Here is an 18664-nt window from a genome sequence, read left to right as displayed (position 1 = left end):
GCGCCTGGCCTTGGTTCGTGGTGGTGAGTGTTGCGGTCACGCAATGACCGTAAAAAGCGCTCACCTGCGCGAACATCCTGCGATCGCGCCCAGTAGGTGATGAGGCGCCCTCCTACGATCGGAGGACCCGCTGGCCGCGAGCCGCCCGCGTTAGCCTCATCGGGTGAGCCGCATCGGCGCCCTTGCCCTGCGTGATGCCGTCCTCGACGACGGCTCGTTTCACAGCTGGGACACCCAGCCTCTGCAGATCGCGACCACCGACTCCTACCGACGCGAACTGGCCGCCGCGGCGGCGAAGACCGGCCTCGACGAGTCGGTAGTCACCGGCGAGGGCACGATTTTCGGCCGCCGCGTGGCGTTGGTGATGTGCGAGTTCGACTTTCTGGCCGGCTCGATCGGAGTGGCCGCCGCGGAGCGCATCACCATGGCGGTGCAGCGGGCCACGGCCGAGCGGCTGCCGTTGGTGGCATCGCCGAGTTCGGGTGGCACCCGCATGCAGGAAGGCACGGTCGCGTTCCTGCAGATGGTCAAGATCGCCGCCGCCGTCGAGCTGCACAAGAAGGCGCACCTGCCGTACCTGGTCTACCTCCGCAATCCGACGACCGGCGGTGTGTTCGCGTCGTGGGGCTCGCTGGGCCACGTCACCGCCGCCGAACCCGAAGCGCTGATCGGCTTCCTCGGCCCGCGGGTCTACGAACACCTCTACGGCGAACCGTTCCCGCCGGGCATCCAGACCGCGGAGAACCTCGAGCGGCACGGCGTCGTCGACGCCGTGGTTCCGCTCGAGACGCTGCGCGAGACGCTGGACCGCACGCTGAGGGTGGTCGCCGATCCGGCCGGCCCGCCGCCACCGGCGCCCGCGCCCGAACAGCTGCCCGACGTGCCGGCGTGGGAGTCGGTGCAGGCGTCGCGGCGGCCCGACCGGCCGGGCGTCGGATATCTGTTGCGGCACGGGACGACCGACCAGGTGCTGCTGTCGGGGACCGGTCACGGCGAGGCGGCCACGACGCTGCTGGCGCTGGCCAGGTTCGCCGGACAGCCCGCCGTCGTCCTCGGTCAGCAACGGGTGGTCGGGGGCATGGTCGGACCCGCGGCACTGCGGGAAGCGCGCCGCGGGATGGCGTTGGCGGCAGGCCTGACCCTGCCGCTGGTGCTGATCATCGACACCGCCGGGCCCGCGCTGACCGTCGATGCCGAGCAGGGCGGGCTGGCCGCCGAAATCGCGAGGTGCCTGGCCGAACTCGTCACGCTGGACACGCCGACGGTGTCGGTGCTGGTGGGCCAGGGCAGCGGCGGGCCTGCGCTGGCGATGGTGCCCGCCGACCGGGTGCTGGCCGCGTTGCACGGCTGGCTGGCTCCGCTGCCGCCGGAGGGAGCCAGCGCGATCGTGTTCCGCGACGTCGACCATGCACCGGAACTCGCTGCGGCACAAGGCATTCGCTCAGTGGACCTGCTGCGCCACGGGATCGTCGACGCAATCGTGCCCGAACGCCCGGATGCCGCCGACGAGCCGGTTGAGTTCACCCGGCGGCTGTCGGCCACGATCGCCAACGAACTCCACACGCTGCGCTCGATCCCCGACGACGAACGGCTGAACACCCGGCTGCGGCGGTACCGCCACATCGGGTTGTAGGGCTGTGCGATTTCGGCCGATGCGGGCCGTCGGCGACAAGTGGCATGCTGGCGTTTGTGGAATCTCTGCTGCATTTCGCGGGGAACTTCTGGTGGCTGATCTTTCCGCTCGGCGGGGCGATCGGCGGCAGCGTGCGAGCGATCGCCGCGGCCAACGAACGCCGTGCGGAGCGCCGGCTCGAGCGCTACCGCATCAAGCAGCAGGCCAAGATCGCGCTGGCCGAGGCGGCGGGTAAGACGCGGGAGAACGAAGCGGCCAACCGCCGCGAGATGACGAAGGTGCTGCAGCGCCATGACCGCACCGACGCCCGCTGGCTGGACTATGAGATCGACATCGCCAAACTGCTGGACTTTCCGATGATGACCGATCTGCGCGATCCGTTGACCATCGGTTTCCACAAGGCCCGCAGCCGCGCGGATCTGCTGCGACCGGACACCGTCGATGACATCCTCGGCGACCGCGCCGCACAACTCGAGTATCGGGACGCGGTCCACGACTATGTGGCGGCGTTCGACCTGGCCGAGGCCGAGGCGATCCGCCGACGGCGCAGCGACTTCTCGGCCGAGGACCAGGACCGCCTGGAGCGAGCCCAGCACCTGTTGCGGCTGGCGACCGACCGCGGGGCCACCCAGGAGGAACGCAAGAGCGCCTATGCCCGGGCCCAGAAGGAACTCGACGGCCTGATCGTGCTGCCGGCGGTGACCAGGGCCAGCATCGAGCGCCGGATCGCAGGCGAGATCGAGGCGTAGGCGGGTTCAGCCGCCCAGCTCGGAGACCGCGGAGTCCAGGATGGCGGCCTGCTCTGTCAGCTCGCGCTCGGAGGCCCCCGCGCTGACCCGGCCCAGCAGGTCCTCACGCGAGATCACCTCCAACGCGCCGCGGTATTTGTCCGACGCCAGCTGCCCGGCACCGATCACCTCGGTGCGGCCCTCCACCAACACCAAGACGGCGTTCTTGTCCTCGGCGTGCAGCAATCGGCGCACATCGTCGGTCGAGATGGTCATGGCACAGCAATACCCGGTTTTCGGGTGAACCGCTCCGGTTTCTTGCCGGCTGTGAAACGGCGCGACCGCAGGCGCGAAATCCGTGGGAGCATGCGGCATGGCCGCAATCACCCCGTTTCACATCGCCGTTCCCGATTCCGACCTCGACGACCTGCGCCAGCGGCTGACCCGCACGCGGTGGCCGGAGGCCGAATGCGTCGACGACTGGAGCCAGGGCATCCCGCTGGCCTACACCCGTGAGCTGGCCGACTACTGGGCGCACACCTACGACTGGCGGGCCCGTGAGGCTGCGCTGAACCGGTTCGACCACTTCACCACCGAGATCGACGGGCTCGCAATCCATTTCATTCACCAGCGGTCGGGTCGCGACAACGCGTTCCCGCTGCTGATCACCCACGGCTGGCCCGGTTCGGTCGTCGAGTTCCACAAGGTGATCGAGCCGCTCACCGAGCGCGGGTTCGATGTCGTGTGCCCGTCGCTGCCCGGGTACGGCTTCTCCGGAAAGCCGTCACGAACCGGGTGGGGCGTCGAGAAGATCGCCGCGGCGTGGGCCACGCTGATGGGCCGGCTCGGCTACGAGCGGTACGGCGCCCAGGGCGGCGACTGGGGAGCGGCCGTCACCACCCAGCTCGGCCGCGACGCCGCCGGCGGCAACGGGTGCGTCGCGATCCACCTCAACATGCCGCTCGGGCAGCCCGGTGATCTCTCCAACCCGACCGAGGACGAGCTGGCCGCGCTCGAGCGGCTGGACTATTACCAGAAGTGGGATTCGGGCTACTCCAAGCAACAGATGACCCGGCCGCAGACGCTGGGCTACGGGCTGGTCGACTCGCCGGTGGGGCAGCTGGCGTGGATCGTCGAGAAGTTCTGGTCGTGGATGGACTGCGACGGCCATCCGGAGAACGTGCTGAGCCGAGACGAGCTGCTCGACAACGTGATGCTCTACTGGGCGACCGCGTCGGGCGCCTCGTCCGCGCGGCTGTACTGGGAGAGCTTCGCCAGCTTCGGCGACAGCGAGCCGGTACAGGTGCCCACCGGTGTCGCGGCGTTCCCCAAGGAGATCCTGCGCTCCCCGCGTAGCTGGTGTGAGAACAACTACAACGTCACACACTGGACGACGATGCCGCGCGGCGGCCATTTCGGCGCGTTCGAACAGCCCGAGCTCTTCGTCGACGACGTCGCGACGTTCTTCGACGGCTTCCGGCATTGAGGTCAGGCCAGTGACTGCACCCACGCCCGGTGCAGCGCGGCGTAGCGGCCGTCGTCGCGGGCGATGAGGTCCGCAGGTGCGCCGTCCTCGACGATGCGGCCGTGTTCGAGCACCAGCACCCGGTCGGCGATCTGCACGGTCGACAGCCGGTGGGCGATCACCAGCGCCGTGCGGTCGGCCAGCACGGTCTCCAGGGCCCGCTGCACCATCCGCTCGCTGGGAATGTCCAGCGACGACGTCGCCTCGTCGAGGATCAGCACGGCGGGGTCGGCGAGAAACGCCCGGGCGAACGCGACGAGTTGACGCTGGCCCGCCGAGAGCCGGCCGCCGCGCTTGGCGACGTCGGTGTCGTAGCCGTCGGGCAGTGAATCGATGAACCGGTCGACGCCCACCGCCGCGGCCGCGGCCGCCACTTCCTCGTCGGTGGCGTCGGGCTTTCCGAAGCGGATGTTGTCGGCGATGGTGCCGTCGAACATGAAGTTCTCCTGGGTGACCATCACGACGTGGCGGCGCAGCTCCGACTGCGAGACGTCGCGCAGATCGACGCCGTCCAGCGTCACCGAACCCGACGTCGGGTCATAGAACCGGGCGATCAACTTGGCGATCGTCGTCTTGCCCGCGCCCGTGGTGCCGACCAGCGCGACCGTCTGCCCGGCCGGCACGTCGACGCTGAGGCCCGGCAACACCGGCCGGCCCGGCACGTACTCGAATTGCACGTCGGTCAGCGAGATCTCGCCGCGCACGTGATCCAGCGCGACCGGGTGTTCGGGGTCCTTGATGCCGGGCCGCTGCGCCAGCACACCCGCCAGCTTCTCCAGCGCGGAGGCGGCGGACTGGAAGGTGTTGAAGAACTGGCTGATCTCCTGCATCGGCTCGAAGAACATCCGCAGGTACAGCAGGAACGCGGTCAGGGTGCCGATCGTCATCTGGTCGTTGAGCACCCGGTAGCCGCCGTAGAGCAGCACCACACCGGTGGTGATGTTGCCGACCAGTTTGACGCCCGGCATGAAGATCGCGAGCAGCCGGAAGGTCTTCTCGTTGTCGTCCTTGTAGCGATCGGCGATGTCTTCGAAGATCTGCTGGTTGCGCGGTTCGCGCCGGTACGCCTGCACGGCTTTGATGCCGGTCATGGTCTCGACGAACTGCACGATCACCAGCGCGGCGCTCTCGCGGACCCTGCGGTACGTCTTGGCCGACTCCTCGCGGAACCACCACACCAACCCGATCAGAATCGGGAAGGCGCCCAGGCACATCAGGCCCAGTCGCCAGTCCAGCGTCACGAGCAGGATCGCGGTGCCGAAGAGGGTGAGCACGGCTGTGACGAGGCTGTCGAAGCCGGTCTCGAGCATGTCCTGGATGGCCTCGACGTCGTTGGTGGAGCGGCTCACCACCCGCCCCGACGTGTAGCGCTCGTGGAAGGCGATGTCGAGACGCTGGAAGTGCCGGAACACCCGGCGGCGCAGTTCCAGCAGCACCTTCTGCCCGATGCGGCCCGAACGGCGCAGGAAGAACATTCTGCTGATGGCCTGGATCAGCACCACCACCCCGAGCGCCGCGACGATCATCAGCAGCGTGTGCGCGGGCCCGCCCTCGACGATCGGCGGGATGCCATGGTCGATGCCGCGCTGCACCAGCAGTGGGACCAGAAGGCGCGCAACGTTTTCCACCACCACGACCACGGCGAGCAACGCGACCGTCACGCGGTATGGCCGCAACAGCGACCAGAGCAGCAGCCGGGCCTCGCGGCGCCGTGGCACGCTCTCGTCGATCGGCAGGTCGTCGGGTTGCTCCTCGGCGAACTTGCCGCGCCACCCGGGGTCGGCCCGGCCCGCCACGACGGTCATCGGCCCTCCGATTCCGTGGTGACGAACCGCTGCGCGACGCGATCCTGGTCCAGCACCTCCTGCTCCTCGTACGCCAGGCCCAGCCGGCTGCGGTCCTCGTCGTCCTGCCAGGCGCAGACACGTTCGGCGCGGTCGTCGAGTGCCCCAAATTCGCTGTCGGCCGCTAATAGGTAGCGGTACTCCGGGACGGAGGCGAGCAGCTGGGCGTGGGTGCCGATGTGGGTGATGGTGCCGTAGCCGTCGACCTTCTGCAGCAGTGCGACCTTGTCGGCGATCAGCACCGTCGACGCGCGGTGCGCGACGACGATGGCGGTCACGTCGTGCAGCACCCGGGTCAGCGCCTCCTCGACGACGGCCTCGGTGTGCACGTCCAGCGCCGAGAGGGTGTCGTCGAGCACGAGGATCTTGGGCTGCGCGAGGATCGCCCGGGCCAGCGAAAGCCGCTGCCGCTGGCCGCCGGACAGGCTCATGCCCTGCTCGCCGATGCGGGTGTCCAGACCGAACGGCAGGTCGTAGACGAACTGCGCGGCGGCGACCTCGACGGCCTCGGCGATCTCCTCGTCGGTGGCCGGGTTGTCCGCGGACCGGCCCAGCGTCAGGTTCTCCGCCACCGACATCGAGAACAGCGTCGGGTCCTCGAAGGCGGTGGCCACCGTCCGGCGCAGCGCCGACAGCGAGAACTCGCGGATGTCGCGGCCGTCGATGCGGACCTGGCCCTCGGTCACGTCGTAGAGCCGCGACAACAGCGCGGTCAGCACCGACTTGCCCGAACCGGTGGCCCCGACGAGCGCCATCGTCTCGCCGGGTTCGACGACGGCGTTGACGTGCCGAAGGGCCCAATCGTCGCCGGGCCCGGCTGCTGTGTCCGGTTCGCCGGACGGGGGAAACCGGAAGCCCACGTCGATGAGCTCCAGGCGCGCTTCGCGGGGCGGTTCGTCGTGCGGGCCGTCGGTGATTTCTATTGGTGCGTCGAAGATCTCGGCGATCCGATTGGCGGCGGTGAACGACTCCTGCGTCATCGACAGCAGAAAGCCCAGCGACGCGATCGGCCACACCAGCGACAGCATCATCGTGATGAACGCGACCAGCGTGCCCATCGTCACGTAGCCGTGGCCGGCGGCGTAAGCGCCGAAACCGAGCACCACGATCAGCGTCAGGTTCGGGATGATCTCCAGCAGGGTCCAGAACTTCGCCGACACCACCACCCGGTTGACCTGCGTGTCGTAGAGGTTCGTGAGTTGCTCGTCGAACCGGTCGTAGACGTAGTCCTCGCGGCCGAACGACTTCACCACCCGCACCCCGAGCGCGGACTCCTCGACATGCGTCGCGACGTGGCCCGATTGGTCCTGCGCCAGCCGCGACAGCCGGGTGTACTCGCGCTGGAAGTGCAGCACGGTGCCGGCGATCGGGACGATCGACAACATCACGATGACGCCGAGCGGCCAGTACATCACCAGCAGGATCGCGGTCACCACGGTGATCTGCAGGGTGTTCAGCAGCAGGAAGAGCAGACCGAACGACATGAACCGACGAATCGTGCCGAGGTCGTTCATGATTCGCGACAGCAGCTGACCCGACTGCCATCGGCCGTGGAAGCTCATCGGCAGGATCTGCAGCCGGGCGTAGAGGTCCTTGCGGATGTCGGCCTCCACCCCCATCGTGGCGCGGGCCGCCAGCCAACGGCGGATGAACCACAGCACGGCCTCGCACACGCCGACGCCCATGGCCGCGCTGCCGAGCAGCCACAGCCCCTGCGGGTCCTGCTCGCGTACCGGCCCGTCGATGACGGCCTTGGTCATCAGCGGAACAGCGATCGTCGCGGAAAGGCTGGCGATGGCGACAGTGACCATCGCGATCCAGCGCGCCCGGTACGGCAGCAGGTACGGCAGCAGCCGCCACAGGTCCGAGCTGGTACGTCGGCGCTGGGGCGGTGGGGCGATAGCGGGCGCAGAGCGCAGGGTCACGGCGTCAACCACTTGGTAGATCTTCCCATGGGCAGCAACCGGTTAACCCCTACGCCAGCTCGCCGAAAGGGACAAACGGGCGGGAAAAGTCGAGTAAGAACGTGCAAAACGTCGATCTCGGCGGAATACGGGGGTCATGCGGCAGGCCACTCCCGCACGGCCTGGTCGCCGAACTGGGTCTCGTACAGCTCGGCGTAGCGCCCGCCCCGGGCCAGTAGCTCGTCGTGGCTGCCCTGCTCGACGATGCGGCCGTCCTCGACGACGAGGATCACGTCGGCCGCGCGCACCGTGGACAGCCGGTGGGCGATCACGATCGAGGTCCGTCCCGCCAGCGCCTCGTCGAGCGCTTGCTGGACGGCGGCCTCCGACGACGAGTCCAGCGATGCGGTGGCCTCGTCGAGCACCACCACCCGCGGCGAGCCCAGCAGCAGGCGCGCGATGGTGAGCCGTTGCCGCTGCCCGCCGGAGAGCCGATAGCCGCGCTCCCCCACCACGGTGTCGAGCCCGTCGGGCATGGCGGCCACGACATCGGCCAGCCGGGCGCGTTCGAGCGCGTCCCACAGCTGCGCGTCGGTGGCGTCGGGGGCGGCGAGCCGCAGGTTCGACCGGATCGACTCGTGGAACAGGTGCCCGTCCTGGGTGACGACCCCGACGGTGTCCTGCAACGACGCGAACGTCACGTCGCGCACATCGATGCCGTTCAATTTGATGGATCCCGAGCCTTTGTCCGATGTCGCCGCGTCCGCGGCTCCGACGTCGTAGAGCCGGGCGAGCAGCGACGCGATCGTCGACTTGCCCGCACCCGACGACCCGACCAACGCGACCACCTGGCCCGGTTGCGCGGTGAACGAAACACCGTGCAGCACTTCGTCTCCGCCGCGGGTGTCCAGCACCGCGACCTCCTCCAGCGAGGCCAGCGACACCTTGTCGGCGGACGGGTAGGAGAACCGCACGTCGCGGAACTCGACCGTGACCGGGCCTGCGGGCACGTCGACGGCGTCGCGGCGCTCCTGAATCAGTGGGACAAGGTCGAGCACCTCGAAGACCCGCTCGAAAGAGACCAGCGCACTGGCGATTTCGACGTGCGCGCTGGCCAGCGCCGTCAACGGCGCGTACAGCCGCGTCAACAGCAGCGCCAGCGCCACGATCGCACCCGCCTGCAGGTGCCCGCCGATGGCCAGCCACCCGCCGAGCCCATACACCAACGCCAGCGCCAACGCCGACATCAGGGTCAGCGAGTTCATGAACACCGACTGCAGCATCGTGGTTTTCACCCCGATGTCGCGCACCCGCCCGGCGCGAACGGCGAACTCCTGGGATTCGGTCGCCGGGCTGCCGAACAGCTTCACCAACGTCGCTCCCGGTGCGGAAAACCGTTCTGTCATCTGGGTGTTCATCGTCGCGTTGTGAATTGTCTTCTCACGCGACAAGTCCGCCATCTTGGCGCCAATGCGTCGCGCGGGCACGGTGAAGAGCGGCATCAACAACAGCGAGAGCAGCGTGACCTGCCACGAGATCGACAGCATCACCGCCAGCGTCAACGTCAGCGTCACGACGTTGGACACGATGCCCGACAGCGTGTCGGAGAATGCTCGCTGGGCACCGATCACGTCGTTGCCCAACCGGCTTACCAGCGCGCCGGTGCGGGTGCGGGTGAAGAACGCGATCGGCATCCTCTGCACGTGGTCGAACACCGCGGTGCGCAGGTCGAAGATCAGCCCTTCCCCGATGTTCGACGACAGCCAACGCGTCCCCAACGTCACCGCCGCCTCCGCGACGGCAACGAGCGCGATCACGGCCGCCAGCAGCACCACGACGCGCGGCGCGGACCCGTCGACGATCGCGTCGACCACCTTGCCCGCCAGCAGCGGCGTCGCCACGGTGAGCAGCGCGCTCACCACGCTGGCGGCGACGAACACCCACAGTTTGCGGTGATGGCGCTGCGCGAACCGCCAGATCCGCCGCAGCAGCGTCCGGTTGGCCAGCGAGCGCAGGTCGCCGCCGCGAGCGTGCGCCTGCCGGTACAGGGTTTGCCGGGCAACCGTCTCGATACTCATGAATTCACCGTAGAACCTCAACAAAAGATGAGGTCAAATGTTCCGGCGGGCGGCGTGGCGGGCCGTATCGGCGCAGATCAGCCGGGCCGAATGCGCAGCTTCCCGCGGTTCGCCCGTCGTTTCAGGCAAGATTGTGGATATGGAAAGTGCTGCTGCATCGCCCCGGGTGCTCGTGGTGGACGACGACCCCGACGTGCTGGCCTCGCTCGAGCGCGGCCTGCGGTTGTCCGGGTTCGACGTGGCGACCGCTGTCGACGGCGCGGAAGCGCTGCGCAGCGCGACAGAGACCAGGCCGGACGCGATCGTGCTCGACATCAACATGCCGGTGCTGGACGGAGTCAGCGTGGTCACCGCCCTGCGCGCGATGGACAACGACGTCCCGGTCTGCGTGCTGTCGGCGCGCAGTTCGGTCGACGACCGGGTCGCCGGGCTGGAGGCCGGGGCAGACGACTACCTGGTCAAACCGTTCGTGCTGGCCGAACTGGTCGCGCGGGTGAAGGCGCTGCTGCGCCGGCGCGGCTCGACGGCGACGTTCTCCTCGGAGACCATCCAGGTCGGCCCGCTGGAGGTCGACATCCCCGGCCGCAGGGCGCGCGTCAACGGCGTCGACGTCGACCTGACCAAGCGCGAATTCGACCTGCTGGCCGTGCTGGCCGAGCACAAGACCGCGGTGCTGTCGCGGGCGCAGCTGCTCGAGCTGGTGTGGGGCTATGACTTCGCCGCTGACACCAACGTCGTCGACGTGTTCATCGGCTACCTGCGCCGCAAGCTGGAGGCCGGCGGCGCGCCTCGGCTTCTGCACACCGTGCGTGGCGTGGGGTTTGTCCTGCGGACACAGTGATGGACCTGTTGTCCCGGATCTTCCGGCGGACTCCCTCACTGCGTCAACGCGTGGCGTTCACCAGTGCTATCGCGGCCGCGATCGTCGTCGTCATCGCGGGGACGGTGGTGTGGTTCGGTATCACCGACGCGTGGAACGAGCGGCTGGACCGCCGCCTGGACGAGGCAGCCGGGTTCGTGATCCCGCTGCTACCGCAGGGTCTCGAGGAGATCCCCAAGTCGCCGAACAACCAGGACGTCGTGATCACCGTGCGGCGCGGCGACCAGGTGGCGTCCAACTCCGACGTCGTACTGCCGCCGCTGGATTCCGGCTATGCCGACACCTACGTCGACGGGGTGCGCTACCGCGTGCGCACGGTCGACATCCCCTACTACCCCGGCCCGATGTCGGTGGCCGTCGGCGCCACCTACGACGCGACCATCGCCGACATCAACAACCTGCATCGGCGGGTGATCATCATCTGCACGCTGGCGATCGGCGCGGCGACGCTCGGGGGTTGGGTGCTGGCCGCGTTCGCGGTGCGTCCGTTCAAACGGCTGGCGCAGCAGACCGGGGCCATCGACGCCGGAGACGCCGATCCGGACATCGACGTCCGCGGCGCCACCGAGGCGGTCGAGATCGCCGATGCCATGAAGGGCATGCTGCAGCGCATCTGGAACGAGCAGGACCGAACCAAGGCCGCGCTGGCGTCGGCCCGCGATTTCGCGTCGGTGTCCGCGCACGAACTCCGCACCCCGCTGACCGCGATGCGCACCAACCTCGAGGTGCTCGCCACCCTGGATCTGCCCGAGGAGCAACGCAAAGAGGTCGTGAACGACGTCATCCGCACCCAATCGCGCATCGAGGCCACACTCAGCGCGCTGGAACGGCTGGCGCAGGGCGAACTGTCGACGTCGGATGACCATGTGCCCGTCGACATCACCGAATTGCTCGACCGCGCCGCCCACGACGCGATGCGGGTGTATCCCGATCTCGACGTGTCGTTGGTGCCCGCGCCGACGGTGATCATCGTCGGCCTGCCCGCCGGGCTGCGGCTCGCGGTGGACAACGCGATCGCCAACGCGGTCAAGCACGGCGGCGCGACCAGGGTGCAGCTGTCGGCGGTCAGCTCGCGTGAGGGCGTGGAGATCGCCATCGACGACGACGGGGTCGGTGTTCCCGAGGAAGAGCGCGACGTCGTGTTCGACCGGTTCTCCCGCGGGTCGACGGCGTCGCACTCCGGCTCGGGACTCGGCCTGGCGCTGGTCGCCCAGCAAGCCGAATTGCACGGTGGCACGGCGACTTTGACCGAAAGCCCGCTCGGTGGCGCCCGGTTGTTGCTGAAGCTACCCGGGGTGCGGGACTAGGTTCCTTCCGCGCGAACGTTCCTTACCACTCGAAATTTCGACGAATGTTCGAGTGGTAAGGAACGTTCGCGGGAACCTAGCGGGTGGCCAGCAGGTCGATGACGAAGATCAGCGTCTTGCCGGACAACCGGTGCCCACCGCCGGCGGGACCGTAGGCCTGCTCGGGCGGGATGACGAGTTGACGACGGCCACCGACCCTCATCCCGGGGATGCCGTCCTGCCAGCCCTGGATCAGCCCGCGCAGCGGAAACTCGATCGACTCGCCGCGACCCCACGAGCTGTCGAACTCGTCGCCGGTGTCGAACTCGACGCCGACGTAATGCACTTCGACGGTCCCGCCGGGCACCGCCTCCGCACCGTCGCCGACGACCAGGTCGGTGATGACCAGGTCCGCCGGTGGTGGTCCGTCGGGAAACTCGATCTCGGGCTTCTGCCCTGAAGTTGCACTCACCGCTTCCACGCTAGTCGGGCAGACTGGACCGGTGACTACGGACCACGACATTCTGGCTCAGGTCAACAAGCTTGTCGCCGAGGAGCAGGAGCTGCGCAGCAAGCTTCAGCACCGTGAGATCGACGAGTCCGAGGAGCACCAACGGCTGCGCGCGTTGGAGATCGCGCTCGACCAGTGCTGGGATCTGCTGCGGCAGCGACGGGCGTTGCGCGAGTCCGGCGGCGATCCCCGCGAGGCTCAGATCCGTCCTCCGGACGAGGTCGAAGGCTATCTCGGCTGAGCTGTGACATCCGACGCCGGAGCCGCACCGGCGGCGAAATATGACGCCGTCGTCGTCGGCGGCGGGCACAACGGCCTGGTGGCCGCGGCCTATTTGGCGCGCGCCGGCCGCCGGGTGCAGGTACTGGAGCGCCTCGACCACGTCGGCGGCGCGGCGGTGTCCGCCCATGCCTTCGACGGCGTCGACGCCCGGTTGTCCCGCTACTCGTATCTGGTCAGCCTGCTGCCCCGCCGCGTAATAGAGGACCTCTCCGCTCGGGTGCGGCTGGTGCGTCGCCGCTATTCGTCCTACACGCCTGACCCGGCGACCGGCGGGCGGACGGGCCTGCTGGTCGGGCCGACGTCGACGTTCGACGCGGTCGGTGCGGCGGCCGACGAGGCGGGCTTCGCGGAGTTATACGAGCGTTGCGGTGCCGTCACATCACGGTTGTGGCCCACGCTCTTGCAGCCGCTGATGACGCGCGGGCAGGCCCGCGAGCTCGTCGGCGACGACGGTGCCTGGCAGATGATGCTCGAGGAACCGATCGGGCATGCGATCACCGATGCGGTGTCTCATGATCTGGTGCGCGGGGTCATCGCCACCGACGCGTTGATCGGCACGTTCGCGCGCACCGACGATCCGTCGTTGATCCAGAACGTCTGCTTCCTGTACCACCTGCTCGGCGGCGGCACCGGCGACTGGGATGTGCCGGTCGGCGGGATGGGCGCGGTCAGCGGTGCGCTGGCCGCTGCGGCCGCTGGCCATGGTGCGGAAATCATCTGCGGCGCAGAGGTTTTTGCGATCGACCCCGATGGGCAGGTGCGCTACCGCCGCGACGGCGACGAGCATCGGGTGCACGCCGACGTGGTGTTGGCCAACGTGACACCTGCGGTGCTGGCGCGGCTGCTCGGCGAGCCCGAGCCCGCGCTGGCGCCCGGGGCGCAGGTCAAGGTCAACCTGATGCTGCACCGGCTGCCGCGGTTGCGCGACGACAGCGTCTCCGCCGAGCAGGCGTTCGGTGGGACGTTTCACATCAACGAGACGCTGCGGCAACTGGATTCGGCACACATGCGCGCGAGCCACGGGCTGGTTCCCGATCCGCTGCCATGCGAGATCTACTGTCATTCGCTGACCGATCCGTCGATCCTGTCCGACGAGTTGCGCGCCTCGGGTGCGCAGACGATGACGGTGTTCGGGCTGCACACCCCGCACGGCTTGATCGCCTCGGGCGGACCCGACCGGATGCGGGACGCGCTGACCTCCGCCGCGCTGAACTCCTTGAATTCCGTGCTGGCCGAACCTATTCAAGATGTGTTGATGGAAGACTCCGCGGGGCGGCTGTGCATCGAGACCAAGACGACGGCCGACCTGGAGCAGTCGCTGGGAATGACCGCGGGAAACATCTTCCACGGCGCGTTGTCCTGGCCGTTCGCCGAGGATGACGAGCCTCTGGACACGCCGGCGCGCCGCTGGGGCGTGGCGACCGCGCACGAGCGGATCTTGTTGTGCGGCTCAGGTTCCCGGCGGGGTGGTGCGGTGTCGGGTATCGGCGGGCACAACGCCGCGATGGCGGTGCTGGAGGCTGTGCCCAGATAGCAGCCAGGGCTGCGAAACCGGGCGCTCAACGACCTGGAATGCTATTTCGCGGCTTCGGGTTCGGCGATCAGCGGGGCAAGCCGCTCAGCCGAACACAACGCGCGTTCGGACGTCGAGTACAGGCCCAGGCCCGCGATGACAAGCCCGAAGACCGTACAGATGAACCACAGCGGCCGGGCCGCCGCGGCGAAGTCAGCGCCCGCGGCCGCCAGCGCCGGCCCCGCCACCGAACCACACAGGGCCACACCGATACTCACCCCGACCTGCCGACTGGTCGACGCGATCGCCGACGCGGCGCCCGCCCGGTCGGTCGGCATGCCGCTGACCGCGGCGTTGGTCACCGGCGCGTTGACCATCGAGAAGCCGATGCCGAACACGGCGAAGATGACCAGCATGTGCCAGACCGGGGTGGCGGCGCTGAGCCGGGTCAGCATCAGCGCCGCCAGCGCGATCAACGCGCCCGAGATCAGCAGCGACGGTCGACTGCCGAACCGCCCCACCATGCGGCCGGACAACGGCGAAAACACCAGCGCGCCAATGGCGATCGGCAGGTAGATCAAGCCGGTGTGCAGGGCGGAGAAGCCGCGTTCGCCCTGCAGGTACAGCGACATCATGAACAGGAAGGCGCCCCACGCGGCGAAGGCGCACACCGCGATCACGGTGGCCGAAGTGAACGGGATGCTGCGGAAGAACCGCAGGTCGATGAACGGGTCGCGACGGCGGGCCTCCCACAGCAGGAAACCTGCGAGAGCCAGCGTCGCCGCGACCAGCACCGCGATGGTGCGGCCCGCGGTCCAGCCCATCACCGGGCATTCGATGAGCACATAGACGATGCCGAACAGGAAGGCCATGCCCAGGCCCTGGCCGACCGGGTCGACGTCGCGCAGCGTCACCGACTTCGATTCGGGCACAAAGATCGCCGTCAACGCGATGGCCACCGCACAGATCGGCAGGTTGATCCAGAACACCGAACGCCAGCCGACGAACTCGATCAGCGCACCGCCGACGATCGGACCGAGTGCCATCGAGATGCCGACCACCCCACCCCAGATGCCGATCGCGCGGGCCCGCTCCACGCGGCCGGTGAACACCTGCGTGATGATCGACATCGCCACCGGGTTCAACATCGAACCGCCGATGGCCTGAAGCAGACGCGCCGCGATCAGCGTCTCGATGTTCGGTGCGACGCTGCACAGCAACGATGCCAGCGCGAACACCGTCAAACCGAGCTGATAGGTGCGCCTGCGGCCGAACCGATCCGCGGCGGCCCCGGACAGCAACAACAACGACGCCAGCACGAGGGTGTAGATGTCGACGATCCACTGCAGCTGCGAGGCGGACGCGTTGAGGTCGTCGCGGATGCTGGGGATCGCGACGTTGACGATCGTCGCGTCCATCGACACGATCAGCAGGCTCAGGCAGCAGGACATCAGGATGATGGCCTTGCGCCGAGCGGTCATCTCATGCGAGCGCACAGCTAGGTACGCAAATCTCTGCGATGCGCGTACGCCAGTGCGCGCTCGCCGAAGAGAAGGACCGGGCTAGCGGTTGCCGACGGGGACGTAGTCGCGTTCTGTGTAGCCGGTGTAGATCTGGCGCGGACGACCGATCTTGCCGCTGCCCTCGTCGTGCATCTCCCGCCAGTGCGCGATCCACCCGGGCAGCCGGCCGAGCGCGAACAGCACGGTGAACATCCGCGTCGGGAAGCCCATCGCGCGGTAGATCACACCGGTGTAGAAGTCGACGTTCGGGTAGAGCTTGCGCTCGACGAAGAAGTCGTCGGTGAGCGCGACCTCCTCCAGCGACTTGGCGATCTGCAGCAGTTCGTCGTCGCCGCCGATCTTGCCGAGGATCTTGTCGGCCTGCTCCTTGACGATGCGCGCCCGCGGGTCGTAGTTCTTGTAGACGCGGTGCCCGAAGCCCATCAGCTTCACACCGTCCTCGCGGTTCTTGACCTTCTTGACGAAGTCGTTCACGTCGCCGTCGGCCTGACGGATCTTCTCCAGCATCTCCAGCACGGCCTGGTTGGCGCCGCCGTGCAGCGGGCCCCACAGCGCGTTGATGCCGCCGGAGATCGAGGTGAACAGGTTGGCCTGCGAGGAGCCCACCAGCCGCACCGTCGACGTCGAGCAGTTCTGCTCGTGGTCGGCGTGCAGGATGAACAGCATGTCCAGGGCCCGTACGAGTTCCGGATCGACCTCGTAGGGCTCGGCGGGCAGCCCGAACGTCATCCGCAGGAAGTTCTCGACCAGGGTCATCGAGTTGTCCGGATACAGGAACGGCTGGCCGACCGACTTCTTGTAGGCGTAGGCCGCGATCGTCGGCAGCTTGGCCAGCAGCCGGATCGTGGACAGCTGGACCTGCTCGTCGTCGAACGGATCGAGCGAATCCTGGTAGTAGGCGCTCAGTGCGTTGACCGCGCTGGACACCACCGGCATCGGGTGTGCGTTGCGCGGGAAGCCGTCGAAGAACCGCTTGAGGTCCTCGTGCAGCAGGGTGTGTCGCTGAATATGGCCGGTGAACTTGTCGAGCTGCTCGGGGGTCGGCAACTCACCGTAGATCAGCAGGTAGCTGACCTCGATGAAGTTCGACTTCTCCGCGAGCTGCTCGATCGGGTAGCCGCGGTAGCGCAGGATCCCGGCCTCACCGTCGATGTAGGTGATGGAGCTCTTGGTGGACGCGGTGTTGACGAAGCCTTCGTCGTAGGTGGTGTAGCCGGTTTTGGCCAGTAGCGAGCCCAGCGCGATGCCGTCCGCTCCCTCGGTTGCAGAAACGATGTCGAGGTCAAGCTCGCCGCCGGGGTAGGAGAGGGTGGCTTTCTGGCCTCCACTACTTGGGTTATCGGCCACGGGAATCCCTTCTTCGCTGCGGGGGATGAACGACAGACAGTATGTCCTACAAAAGGTAGTCCTCTCCGGGCTGTCCTGCCCGGGCGGGGGCGGCATTGGTCACACGAGTTGGACAACCTCAGACATCAGGCCGGTGAACTCGGCGAACGTGTCATTGAGGCGGGCGACGATGTCGTCGATACCGACCCCCTCCCAGTCGAGCTGGCTGTCGGCCAGATCAGCCAGCGCGGTCATGATGATCGCCCCCCAGACCGAGGACACCAGCCGCAACGCGCGGTCATCGGTGCCGACCCCCATGCGCTTGGCCAGCTCGACGTTGACGGCGTGGGGACGGTACTCGAGGGCGGCCTGGCGCAGGGCCGGCGACGTCATGATGATCCGCACGCTGCAGATCAGACGGTCCGCGGACAGTCCACCCGGCCCGGCGCTGCTCTTGGCGTTGTCGTACATCCCGACGTATGCCCTGTGCAGCGCCTCAAGATGGCTGATGCCCTCGGGTTGGCCGGCCAGCTCGACGGCGGCGACGTCGATCGCCTCGTCGATCAACGCGAACGCGATGGCGTCCTTGGTGGCGAAGTATCGGCTGAAGGTTCGCGGTGAGACGTCGGCGATCGCGGCGATCTGGTCGACGGTTGTTCGCTCGAAGCCCTGTCGCTGGCACAGCTCGATGGCAGCGTCCAACAACATCGCGCGGGTGCGTTGCTTCTTGCGCTCACGCAGGCCGAGCCGCGGATCCCCCGTCCCATCAGCCACGAAGGGCATCCTAACCGGCATACATATGAGCGCCCTTAGAAGGTCCGCGGCACCGGGGAGTCGACCCCGATCACCGTTTGGCAGCCTCCGCCATGTGATAGCCGCCGACGATGTCAGGGCTGCAACCGTTCGACGCGTACCTCTGCGCCCAGTATCACCCGGATCCGGTTGTGCAACCGGTCTTCACGGCCTTGCCAGAACTCGACGACCTCGGGCGCGATCAGATATCCACCCCAGTTCGGCGGAACCGGAACGGTGTCCTCGCCCGCGAACCGCGCTGTCACCTCGGACATTTGCTGCAGCAGCTCCGCGCGCGAGCCGATCGGCCTGGACTGCTGCGACGCCCATGCGCCCAGCTGCGAACCGCGTGGCCGCAGAACCCAGTACGCGGCCGTCTGCTCGGCCGAGACCTTGTGTACCGGACCGCGGACGTGAACCTGGCGGCCGAGCAGGAACCACGGGAAGGTCACCGATGCGTAGGGGGCGGCGGCCAGCTGCTCGCCCTTGGCCGAGTCGTAGTTGGTGAAAAACGTGATGCCGGTTTCGTCGATGCTCTTGCACAGCACCGAGCGGGTGACCGGCCTGCCGCTGCGGTCGACCGTGCCGAGCACCATCGCGTTCGGTTCCGCGACGCCTGCGCGTTCGGCGTCGGCTAACCAGTTGCGCAGCAGCCCAACCCACCCCGTCGCGGGATCGGGACCGAGCCAGTCGCTGTCCAGATCGGGGCTGCCATCTTTTTCCACTGAGCCGTACTCCACCCGCATCCTCGCCAAGTGCTCGTCGTCCTGCTGTGTCACGCGATCACGCTACGCCGCGCACGCTCACCGGGGTGCCGCGAACCGGTAGACGACCAAGCC

The 18664-nt window shown here is 68.1% G+C and carries 16 protein-coding genes; 7 read left to right on the top strand and 9 right to left on the bottom strand.

Going from position 1 to position 18664, the window contains the following annotated elements; all coding sequences use genetic code 11:
• The first annotated feature begins 163 nt into the window (after positions 1 to 163).
• Both MELE44368_RS11615 and MELE44368_RS11610 read left to right on the top strand, forming a co-directional pair.
• On the top strand, positions 164 to 1633 hold the full coding sequence (locus MELE44368_RS11615; protein WP_128108620.1) for an acetyl-coenzyme A carboxylase carboxyl transferase subunits beta/alpha: 1470 nt from the start codon (positions 164 to 166) through the stop codon (positions 1631 to 1633).
• Between the two features lie 56 nt (positions 1634 to 1689).
• Positions 1690 to 2382 carry a hypothetical protein gene (locus MELE44368_RS11610; protein WP_409366118.1) on the top strand — a complete coding sequence of 231 codons (693 nt, stop codon included), beginning with the start codon at positions 1690 to 1692 and terminating at the stop codon, positions 2380 to 2382.
• Between the two features lie 6 nt (positions 2383 to 2388).
• Here MELE44368_RS11610 and MELE44368_RS11605 read toward each other — a convergent pair whose 3' ends face one another.
• The gene (locus MELE44368_RS11605; RefSeq protein ID WP_128108618.1) at positions 2389 to 2637 is read right to left on the bottom strand and encodes a hypothetical protein; all 249 of its coding nucleotides are present in this window, start codon (positions 2635 to 2637) and stop codon (positions 2389 to 2391) included.
• A gap of 97 nt (positions 2638 to 2734) precedes the next feature.
• On the opposite strand from MELE44368_RS11605, the gene MELE44368_RS11600 reads away from it, so the two are divergent.
• Positions 2735 to 3847, top strand: coding sequence for an epoxide hydrolase family protein (locus MELE44368_RS11600; protein ID WP_128108617.1), 1113 nt, complete (start codon positions 2735 to 2737; stop codon positions 3845 to 3847).
• Between the two features lie 2 nt (positions 3848 to 3849).
• Here the strand turns inward: MELE44368_RS11600 and MELE44368_RS11595 are convergent, their stop codons facing one another.
• From MELE44368_RS11595 to MELE44368_RS11585, 3 genes are all read right to left on the bottom strand, one after another.
• Positions 3850 to 5691: an ABC transporter ATP-binding protein gene (locus MELE44368_RS11595; protein ID WP_128108616.1), complete on the bottom strand. Its 1842-nt coding sequence runs from the start codon at positions 5689 to 5691 to the stop codon at positions 3850 to 3852.
• On the bottom strand, positions 5688 to 7655 hold the full coding sequence (locus MELE44368_RS11590; RefSeq protein WP_409366117.1) for an ABC transporter ATP-binding protein: 1968 nt from the start codon (positions 7653 to 7655) through the stop codon (positions 5688 to 5690). Before MELE44368_RS11590 ends, MELE44368_RS11595 begins: the two co-directional genes overlap by 4 nt.
• A 134-nt stretch (positions 7656 to 7789) precedes the next feature.
• A complete protein-coding gene (locus MELE44368_RS11585) occupies positions 7790 to 9712 on the bottom strand; it encodes an ABC transporter ATP-binding protein (protein ID WP_128108614.1) in 1923 nt (640 codons plus the stop codon).
• A gap of 139 nt (positions 9713 to 9851) precedes the next feature.
• On the opposite strand from MELE44368_RS11585, the gene prrA reads away from it, so the two are divergent.
• Together prrA and MELE44368_RS11575 are read left to right on the top strand one after the other, a co-directional pair.
• On the top strand, positions 9852 to 10553 hold the full coding sequence (gene prrA, locus MELE44368_RS11580) for a two-component system response regulator PrrA (protein ID WP_046749998.1): 702 nt from the start codon (positions 9852 to 9854) through the stop codon (positions 10551 to 10553).
• Positions 10553 to 11899, top strand: coding sequence for a HAMP domain-containing sensor histidine kinase (locus MELE44368_RS11575; RefSeq protein WP_128108613.1), 1347 nt, complete (start codon positions 10553 to 10555; stop codon positions 11897 to 11899). Before prrA ends, MELE44368_RS11575 begins: the two co-directional genes overlap by 1 nt.
• Before the next feature lie 76 nt (positions 11900 to 11975).
• Here MELE44368_RS11575 and MELE44368_RS11570 read toward each other — a convergent pair whose 3' ends face one another.
• Entirely contained in the window at positions 11976 to 12401 is a 426-nt protein-coding gene (locus MELE44368_RS11570; protein WP_276050599.1) for an FKBP-type peptidyl-prolyl cis-trans isomerase, read from the bottom strand.
• Between MELE44368_RS11570 and MELE44368_RS11565 the strand changes: the two genes are divergently transcribed.
• Positions 12382 to 12630 (top strand): DUF2630 family protein, encoded by a 249-nt coding sequence (locus tag MELE44368_RS11565; protein ID WP_128108611.1) that lies wholly within the window; start codon positions 12382 to 12384, stop codon positions 12628 to 12630. The two genes, MELE44368_RS11570 and MELE44368_RS11565, sit on opposite strands and share 20 nt — an antisense overlap.
• A 3-nt stretch (positions 12631 to 12633) precedes the next feature.
• On the top strand, positions 12634 to 14205 hold the full coding sequence (locus MELE44368_RS11560; RefSeq protein ID WP_128108610.1) for a phytoene desaturase family protein: 1572 nt from the start codon (positions 12634 to 12636) through the stop codon (positions 14203 to 14205).
• A gap of 41 nt (positions 14206 to 14246) precedes the next feature.
• Here the strand turns inward: MELE44368_RS11560 and MELE44368_RS11555 are convergent, their stop codons facing one another.
• The 4 genes from MELE44368_RS11555 to pdxH all read right to left on the bottom strand — a co-directional run bounded on the left by MELE44368_RS11555 (position 14247) and on the right by pdxH (position 18571).
• Positions 14247 to 15665, bottom strand: a complete 1419-nt coding sequence (locus MELE44368_RS11555; protein WP_128108609.1) for an MFS transporter — start codon at positions 15663 to 15665, stop codon at positions 14247 to 14249.
• 81 nt (positions 15666 to 15746) lie between these two features.
• Positions 15747 to 17054: a citrate synthase gene (locus tag MELE44368_RS11550; protein WP_128108608.1), complete on the bottom strand. Its 1308-nt coding sequence runs from the start codon at positions 17052 to 17054 to the stop codon at positions 15747 to 15749.
• A gap of 99 nt (positions 17055 to 17153) precedes the next feature.
• Positions 17154 to 17807: a TetR family transcriptional regulator gene (locus tag MELE44368_RS11545; RefSeq protein ID WP_128108607.1), complete on the bottom strand. Its 654-nt coding sequence runs from the start codon at positions 17805 to 17807 to the stop codon at positions 17154 to 17156.
• A gap of 113 nt (positions 17808 to 17920) precedes the next feature.
• Positions 17921 to 18571 carry a pyridoxamine 5'-phosphate oxidase gene (gene pdxH, locus MELE44368_RS11540; RefSeq protein ID WP_276050607.1) on the bottom strand — a complete coding sequence of 217 codons (651 nt, stop codon included), beginning with the start codon at positions 18569 to 18571 and terminating at the stop codon, positions 17921 to 17923.
• Positions 18572 to 18664 lie beyond the last annotated feature (93 nt).

It is taken from the genome of Mycolicibacterium elephantis DSM 44368, from assembly GCF_004014805.1.
In the GTDB taxonomy this organism is placed as follows: Bacteria; Actinomycetota; Actinomycetes; order Mycobacteriales; family Mycobacteriaceae; genus Mycobacterium; species Mycobacterium elephantis.
This window is presented reverse-complemented; position numbering and strand designations above follow the sequence as displayed.